Below are 5,557 nucleotides of genomic sequence, written 5' to 3'. Positions count from 1 at the left end.
TGTAATTCTTGGGCTGCCCATTTCTCCATTTTTTTGCTTACCTCCACCTTAATTCCTTCTTTCAAAACTATACCTATCAATCGTTTCCCCTTTTTTTAAGTTTCTTCTCTTTTTGTTAAGAAAGATCTGACTAATGGATAGTAATAAGGGGGGTGCCGATCCCCCCTTGATAAACCCCAGAGACAGTAATCAGCACCAAGAAAAACTGTTTTGGCAAACCCTAGCTAGGGACTTAAATTTGCACCTGTCTGAGATGACGACGGGGATCGGTGGTACGCTGAGATTTAATTTTCTCGTATAATTCCCGTTCGATCGCCGTTAACTGTTTGGGAGTATCGATGACAATTTTGACTAATTGATCGCCGCGTTGTCCTTTATTATCGATCCAACCTTTGCCGCGTAAGCGCAGGGATTGACCGGAACGAATACCGGCGGGAATTTTTACCGTCACCATGCCATCGGGGGTAGGAACTTCGATCGCTGTGCCTAAAACCGCCTCATCGGGAGTAATCGGGACTTCACAGGTTAAATTATCGCCTTCAAAAGTAAAGAAAGGATGGGGTTCTAATTGCACATCGAGAAATAGATCTCCCCGTTGTTTGCTTAAGGGATCGATTAGTCCTTTACCCCGTACCCGGAGACGATTGCCGGTTTTAGTTCCTGGGGGGATTTTGATATCGATCATTTCTCCGGCTAAATTAACCCGTTTTTGTACTCCTCGTAAAGCTTCCGCAAAACTCAGACGCAGTTTAGCGGTGGAGATACCAGAAGTGACAGATTGCGGTGGAGTACGAGCGCCGGCAAAGTCGTTAAAATTGCTAAAATCGCCAAATCCTCCCCCCGGAGTACCGTAGGGATGGGAACGGGGGCGAGTACCGCCGGGGTGGCCCATGCGACCGAGCAGTTCATTGATAAAATCATCAAAGGTGCTGTACTGGCTAAAGTCAAAACCGTCCGAACCAAAGTCACCCCCCGGATTACCACCGGGCCAATTCGATCGCCCGGCCTGTTGCCAATATTGTCCAAATTGATCGTATTTTTGGCGTTTTTCGCTATCGGAGAGGACTTCGTAAGCTTCACTAATTTCTTTAAAACGTTCTTCGGCGCTTTTATCGTTAGGATTGCGATCGGGATGATATTTGACGGCTAATTTACGAAAAGCTTTTTTAATTTCTTCAGCGCTGGCAGTTTTACCTACTCCCAGAACGGCATAATAATCTTTATAATCTGCGGCAGGCATCGATACGCTATCTCCTTAGCAATGAGCATTCAGTCGGGATATTCCTAATCTAACTTAATTTTATCGTTGTCAGGCTTGAATCAGTGATCAGTGATCGGTGAACAGTAACCAGTAACCGGTGATCAGTGAAAATAAAGTGCCAAAGTTTTCACTTAACACTATCTACTTAAAACTCCAATCTGATAACTGATAACTGATAACTGATCACTGATCACTGAAAGGGAAATTGCCGACGACGACGATACCAAGTTCCCACACCTACTAACAGAGCAATGAGGGTAAAAGCCACCATCAGGGGCAATATATCGCCTTTTCCTAAAGATTTTAAACCCGCACCCATCATGACAAAGGGTAAAATTCCGGGGACAGTGCCTAATAAAGTACCGATGAAATAATCGCGAAAACGGATAGAAGTTAATCCCGCAACAAAGTTAACGATACCGTAGGGAATAATCGGTAATAGACGGATAGCAAACATATAAAATAGGCCGCCTTGCTGCATTTCTGCATCGATCGCTTGCCATTTTCCCTGAAATTTTTTGGCGGTATATTCCCGGCCAATAGTACGGGTAAAAGCAAAGGCAACTATAGCGGCCACCAAAGCGGCGATCGTTGTCCAAACTGTTCCCATAACCACCCCAAAGATAGCCCCACCACTGAGGTTTAAGGGGGTAGAAGGCAGAATTAAAATTGTCCCGATCGTATAGAGAATAATATACAAAATGGGGGCCATAATTCCCATTTGTTTTAACCAGATCTGTAATTGTTGGGAGTCGATACCACCGATTAGATAAACTCCGATCGCCGTGGCGATAATACAAATTATGGTTAGGATAATGACACTACTTTTAGTTTTAGACATTTAACGGCAATTTTGGGCTAAGTGCGGGTGGCAAAACTGAGATGCAGCTGGGGTTGATATTTCTCTGTTGCCAAAAATATAGCAGAAATCAGCTGAGAATCGATCTCGATCTCAATGTTAGCGGGCTGCCCGATCTGTCCCCAAATTACCCCCGATATCGCTGTGGGTAGTTTAGTTAACCTCCTCCAAAACCACGATCGAAAAACCATTGACTTTATAGCGATCGGCAATTACTGCCCCTTGATCCACAGACCAACAATTATAATCGGTTTCTGCCCAAGCTGCCGTGTCAATAATTCTTAGCCAACGATAATTATCGGGTGGTGAGGGAACGCGAAAATCCACCGGCAGATAATACATATTAATTAACACCAAAAAATCGTGATCACCGACGGCACTACCATCAATTAAAAACCAAATAGAGCGATCATGGGCAGTTAAATCGCTAACCCCATCGGGTTTTTTAAATAAGTAGGTGACACTATTGCCCGCATCGAGAACCATATCACCGTAGCGGCGCTGTTTGAGTGCTATATGATTCTGTCTTAAGTGAGCAATATAAGCGGCAAAAATAAATAAAGGATTGCGTTCTTCTTGATTAGTTCCCGTGCCAAAATTATTATGATAAGCTTCCCGATAACCCGTGGGCAGTAGATGGGGTGAACGGGTGGCGATCATATCATAATTATTCCAAGTGGCCACACTATCAATATTGTAGGGATTATTATTACCATTTTGGCTGCGGCCAAATTCATCACCCCAGACAGTCATCGGCACACCGCGAGACAAAAATTGAATCGTCCAAAAGTTGCGTAATCTTTGGCGACGTAAGGACTGATTACCGCCAGAATCCCAAGAATCGTTATTATTATTGCCGCCATCAGAAGGACCAAAAGGCCAGGGATTGAGGTTATTTTTATTGTTATAACTGACTAAATCCATCAGGGTAAAACCATCGTGGGCAACAATAAAACCGATCGATTTTTGTGGTCCGCCTTGGTCGTTAAAATTGCGATAATCTCCGTTCACCTGTTCGATGAATTGAAAAGTATTACTATTTCCCTTTAAAAAACGCCGGATTGCATCGCGATAACGGCCATTCCATTCTCCCCAACCCGTTGGGAAATTCCCCACTTCGTAACCCCAGATATCCCAAGCTTCGGCGATCATTTCGGCATCGTATTTCTTGCCTAATTTCTCGATCTTTTCTAACAAAGGATGTTTAGGAAAGAATTGTTTTTGTTTGCCCCAATCTTCCCGTTCATGACTAGAAGGAGTTCGACCGAGGACGGTGGCCAGATCAAAACGAAAACCATCAACTCCCATGGTTTCTAACCAATAGGTGAGGGAATCAAGAACCAGATTACAGGTGACAATATGGGAAAAGTTTAATTGATTTCCGCAGCCGGTGGCCCCATCGACTAGATAATGTTCATCGGTGAGTTGATAGTATTCCACCACATCAAAACCACCAAAACTAACAAATCCGGTGACATCGTTGCTGCCCCAATTGCCCCCTTCTCCCGTGTGATTATAGACCACATCGAGATAAACTTCTATACCTTGGTCGTGGAAAGCTTTGACCATGGCCTTAAATTCTCTGGTCGGTCCACCGGGGGAGCGATCATAAGCATAACGGCGATCGGGGGCGAAATAACCAAAGGTCATGTAACCCCAATAGTTACCACCGGGGCGATCGTCGGGGTTATTATCGTTAGCGGTTTCTTGGACGGGTAAGAGTTCGATCGTGGTAAATCCTAGCGCTTTCAGGTATTTGGCCATATAGCCGGCTCCCGCATAAGTTCCCCTGTACTGGTCGGGAACGTTAGCCACTTCCTCAAAACCCGTAATTCCCTTGAGAATATCTTCTAAACGACTAGCGGAGGGGTGATTGCTTAAACCACGCACATGGGCCTCATAAATGATCGCTTTTTCCGCACCCAGACGGGGACGAATCCCGGTAGAAGTCCCATCCGGCGCGATAACAATGCCTTTGGGCGACCATTTGCCCGTATCGTATTGCCGCCGGATCACTCCTTTGTAGTCCCCTTCTCCCGTGGCATACATTCCCGCATTTTCTCCGGCCGCGATCATGGCCGGGGTTTCAAGGTCGTGGGAAAGTTCTCGCGTGTAGGGATCGAAGAGGACTTTATTGGGGTTAAAACGATGGCCGAAATCGTCCACATCTGCCCGAAAACCAGCGTTACTGTGGCCTCTTTGCCATTTTTGATCAAATTGCCAATTGGAACCCCAACAGCGAAAAGCGTAGTAACTGCCCGGGGGAATACCGGCGATTTTTGCCCGCCACATATCATCATTTGGGTTTTTTGTCAACCAGTAATCATACTTAGCGTTTTCTCCCGTCGGGCGATCGTAGATTTCCAGAAGAATCTGACTGGCATTTTTAGAATAGACGGCAAAGGTGACACTATCGCCCCGATAATGCGCTCCGAGGGGATAGGTGGCATCGGCCCAGAGATGGCTATCTAGGGGGGCATAATTACCAGATTGGGGATGATTTTGACCGATCGCTGGTATCATAAATTGGCGGGATAATATCGCCTTTGATGATAGACATTTTTCGCTCAAGGAAATAAGAAAAAAATCTAAAGCTTGATCTACCGGGAAAACAAGCTGTGCAATTTAACCTAGAGATAAATTTTCGGCTTGTAAACATCCATTTTCTCGATGCAAGTCCCATTCAAGATAGGCTAATCTTTCTTTAATTGCTCGATTTTATGCCGTCAGTAAACTAATTTGGTTAGATAAATCACTGACTAATTCTTCTAGATGGTGTAGATTGCTATGAGAATTATACATAATTTTCCTCTCTAAAGCCAGAATTGACAATCATCTTCTAATAAACTAGGACAAATTCCTTGTAAGCGTCGATGAGCAATAGCATCCGCTCCATACAAAGGGATAGGTAAACGGGGGTCTTTGAGAGAACCATAGTGAAGTAAAGTTAATTTCAACGTAGTGTCAACTAACTGTTTTAAATTTACTTGTTCTCCTAATTCATGAACTTTTAAGCGTAAGGGACGAGAAACACCTATTTGTTCAGACACTTGGGAAGTTATCTTGATAACTTCCCGTTTTGATAAAGCAAAAGCTAATCCTAGGGACGTGACTTGACGAAATGGGGACATCTGTATGCGATCGCCGACGAGTTGGGAGTAACTATTACTAATCTTAGAAATCGTTTAGAGAGTCTCCATTGGATTAAAGTCGATCAAAAAGTAATTTATCGGGCCAGTAATTTTCCCAAGAGATAGCTTAAATGTTCCGAGGGAGATTTTGCCCATCTCGATCGACTTATTTAGGGTCTGCTGAATAAATCTAAAAACCTTGTTGGGTAAGACTTTTAGACTTTTTGTCAATCAAAAAGTACCAGGCATGGGAGTGATCAGGGGGAAAATTCAGGTACTTTTTCCCTGAAAATTAGGTAGTTGACC

4 protein-coding genes and 1 pseudogene are annotated in these 5,557 nt (G+C 44.2%); 1 reads left to right on the top strand and 4 read right to left on the bottom strand.

Annotated elements, in window-relative coordinates; all coding sequences use genetic code 11:
* Positions 1 to 232: 232 nt before the first annotated feature.
* From IM319_RS06720 to IM319_RS06705, 4 genes and pseudogenes are all read right to left on the bottom strand, one after another.
* Positions 233 to 1,240, bottom strand: a complete 1,008-nt coding sequence (locus tag IM319_RS06720; RefSeq protein WP_287735077.1) for a DnaJ C-terminal domain-containing protein — start codon at positions 1,238 to 1,240, stop codon at positions 233 to 235.
* 211 nt (positions 1,241 to 1,451) lie between these two features.
* Positions 1,452 to 2,102: a TVP38/TMEM64 family protein gene (locus tag IM319_RS06715; RefSeq protein ID WP_149974560.1), complete on the bottom strand. Its 651-nt coding sequence runs from the start codon at positions 2,100 to 2,102 to the stop codon at positions 1,452 to 1,454.
* A gap of 171 nt (positions 2,103 to 2,273) precedes the next feature.
* Positions 2,274 to 4,643: a glycogen debranching protein gene (locus IM319_RS06710; RefSeq protein ID WP_287735076.1), complete on the bottom strand. Its 2,370-nt coding sequence runs from the start codon at positions 4,641 to 4,643 to the stop codon at positions 2,274 to 2,276.
* Between the two features lie 290 nt (positions 4,644 to 4,933).
* Positions 4,934 to 5,227 (bottom strand): annotated as a pseudogene (locus tag IM319_RS06705) (Piwi domain-containing protein); the annotation flags it as partial.
* A gap of 6 nt (positions 5,228 to 5,233) precedes the next feature.
* Between IM319_RS06705 and IM319_RS06700 the strand changes: the two are divergent.
* Positions 5,234 to 5,377 (top strand): hypothetical protein, encoded by a 144-nt coding sequence (locus tag IM319_RS06700; RefSeq protein ID WP_287684419.1) that lies wholly within the window; start codon positions 5,234 to 5,236, stop codon positions 5,375 to 5,377.
* The last annotated feature ends 180 nt before the right edge of the window (positions 5,378 to 5,557 follow it).

This window comes from Microcystis sp. M113S1, assembly GCF_020246945.1.
In the GTDB taxonomy this organism is placed as follows: domain Bacteria; phylum Cyanobacteriota; class Cyanobacteriia; order Cyanobacteriales; family Microcystaceae; genus Microcystis.
This window is presented reverse-complemented; position numbering and strand designations above follow the sequence as displayed.

Coding starts and splice junctions, on each gene's coding strand:
- IM319_RS06710 (WP_287735076.1), bottom strand. CDS start 4,643: ATGATACCAGCGATCGGTCAAAATCATCCCCAATCTGGTAATTATGCC.
- IM319_RS06720 (WP_287735077.1), bottom strand. CDS start 1,240: ATGCCTGCCGCAGATTATAAAGATTATTATGCCGTTCTGGGAGTAGGT.
- IM319_RS06715 (WP_149974560.1), bottom strand. CDS start 2,102: ATGTCTAAAACTAAAAGTAGTGTCATTATCCTAACCATAATTTGTATT.